The organism is Streptosporangium sp. NPDC049644 (assembly GCF_040675205.1).
In the GTDB taxonomy this organism is placed as follows: domain Bacteria; phylum Actinomycetota; class Actinomycetes; order Streptosporangiales; family Streptosporangiaceae; genus Streptosporangium; species Streptosporangium fukuiense.
In genome coordinates this window covers 1-1,694 of the sequence record NZ_JBFAOJ010000255.1, presented here as the reverse complement: position 1 = coordinate 1,694, position 1,694 = coordinate 1, and the positions used below count along the sequence as shown (strand labels likewise).

The 1,694-nt window shown below is 67.1% G+C and carries 3 protein-coding genes; all 3 read right to left on the bottom strand.

Translation table 11 applies throughout. The annotated features are described in order from the left end of the window. Positions 1–34: 34 nt before the first annotated feature. Positions 35–640, bottom strand: coding sequence for a hypothetical protein (locus AB0J58_RS44915; RefSeq protein WP_357797373.1), 606 nt, complete (start codon positions 638–640; stop codon positions 35–37). A gap of 90 nt (positions 641–730) precedes the next feature. After that, complete coding sequence (locus AB0J58_RS44910) at positions 731–1,324, bottom strand: hypothetical protein (protein ID WP_364227954.1); 594 nt, start codon at positions 1,322–1,324, stop codon at positions 731–733. Further along, on the bottom strand, positions 1,321–1,694 hold a 374-nt coding region (locus AB0J58_RS44905), incomplete at its 5' end, for a hypothetical protein (protein WP_364227952.1). The genes AB0J58_RS44905 and AB0J58_RS44910, both read right to left, overlap by 4 nt.

Here is a 1,694-nt window from a genome sequence, read left to right as displayed (position 1 = left end):
GAGGCGAGCGCCACAAGGAACGCTTCGAGGCGGGTCACCCGACGGCCTCGCTTCCCGCTAAGGCCAAGGTGGCGACCGGCGAGTTCGGGTCTTCGGGATTGCACGTCGCCCCGTAGGAGTGGCGGGCCCCCATCGGGGAGGCATCGCTCACCGGCACCTGCCAGGCGGGCTGACCGCAGTGGATACAAAACCCGTGCGGCCTGGTCTCCGGGAACGACCCGTTGTACATGGCCTCGTGCTCCAGAACCGCCAGCGGCGACCCTTCCAAGGGGTAGGCCAGAGGGTCCACGGTCGCGGCCACCTCCATGCCAGCCGCAGCCAGGTAAGCCGCCGTGTCCTGCACTACGACACGGCTCAAAGCGGCGGCCCGCTCGGCTTGCTTCTCCTCGTACTCGGCCTGCTCGTAGCGCTGCTGAAGAGTCCGGATCTGCTCGCCGATCTTCTCTTTGGCGGCGCGCTTCGCCGCAGCGGTACGGTCCTGCTTCCGCACCTCCATGACCTCGTCGTCGTAGCCCTTCTTCACGGGCTTGAGGATCTGGTCTCGCGACTCCGGGGAGGTGAAGGTGACGGCGGGCTTCGGGGCGGCGGCGGCGAGTGTCTGAGCGGCTCGCTCACCGGTGTTGTTGGTGCGGGTTCCCATGGGGGATCTCCTTGATCGGAAGGTCTGGTTGGATTGGGGGGCGGTCCCGGATCTCCCTGGCTCAAACAGGGAGATCCGGGACCGCGCTGGCTAGCCAGGGGTGCTGTTCACGTCGGGGTGCAGTGCGGCGTGAAGCTCGCAGGCGGGGCAGTCCTCGTCGTGCTCCGGCGGGCGCTGCTGGCAGGGGCTCAGAGACTCCTGGCGGGCCTCACGCCGCTCACAGGCTGAGGAGTCCCAGTCGTGCTCGACGGACACCGTCAAGTCCTCCAAGACAGCGCGTAGCCTGTCCCGTTCGGCCCGGAACCGCTCCATCGCGGCGCGGTCGGCGTTGTGCTCCCGCTCCCGAGTAACGGACCGCTTCCACTGCTCGGCGGCGGTCGCGACAGCGTTGTTCCGCTCGGTGCGGAGCTGTTCTACCTTGGCGATCAGAGCGGGGACGACCTTCGCCGAGACGGACAGGAACTCCGCCAGCGGTGAGGTCTTCTCGCCCGGCATCCACTGGGAAGTGCGGAACAACGTGATGAAGACGTTCGTGAACGGCGCGTCCTCATCTTCGAAGCGGCAGATCACCTCGTCTTCGTCGGTGTCGTACTCCAGTGGCCAGCGGTCGCCGAAGACCTTGATGACTTGCTCGGTGAGCGCCTTGAGCTTGGTGAAGTCCTGGTCGGTGAGCGTGACGGTCATGCCGCACCCCCGTACGGGGTGACGAGAGTGTCAGCGGGCACCACCGCGAGTTCTTCGCCGTCGCGCGCCCCGGGGAAGGTGTACCTGACCGCGACCATCCCGGTCTTGATGGTCCCTTCGACGTTGAGGATCCGGACCGGGTCGCCGCCGTTCCACTCCGGGTACATGACCATCGCGTCGCGGGCCACATGAATGACCCGGACGCCGGTGGGTGCGGGCTCTACCTGACCCGGCTCGTCCAGGGAGACGTCGGTGGCGTTGATCCACTCTTTCTCGTCCCGGTGTGTGCTCGCCGATGCCTGGACGATGGCGTAGGTGAGGGAAAGCGTCGCGCACACCTGCGCCTCTTGCAGCAGCAGCGTCGCTTCTG

Excerpts from the sequence above, each read along its gene's own strand:
- AB0J58_RS44915 (WP_357797373.1), bottom strand. The coding sequence starts at position 640 with ATGGGAACCCGCACCAACAACACCGGTGAGCGAGCCGCTCAGACACTC.
- AB0J58_RS44910 (WP_364227954.1), bottom strand. The coding sequence starts at position 1,324 with ATGACCGTCACGCTCACCGACCAGGACTTCACCAAGCTCAAGGCGCTC.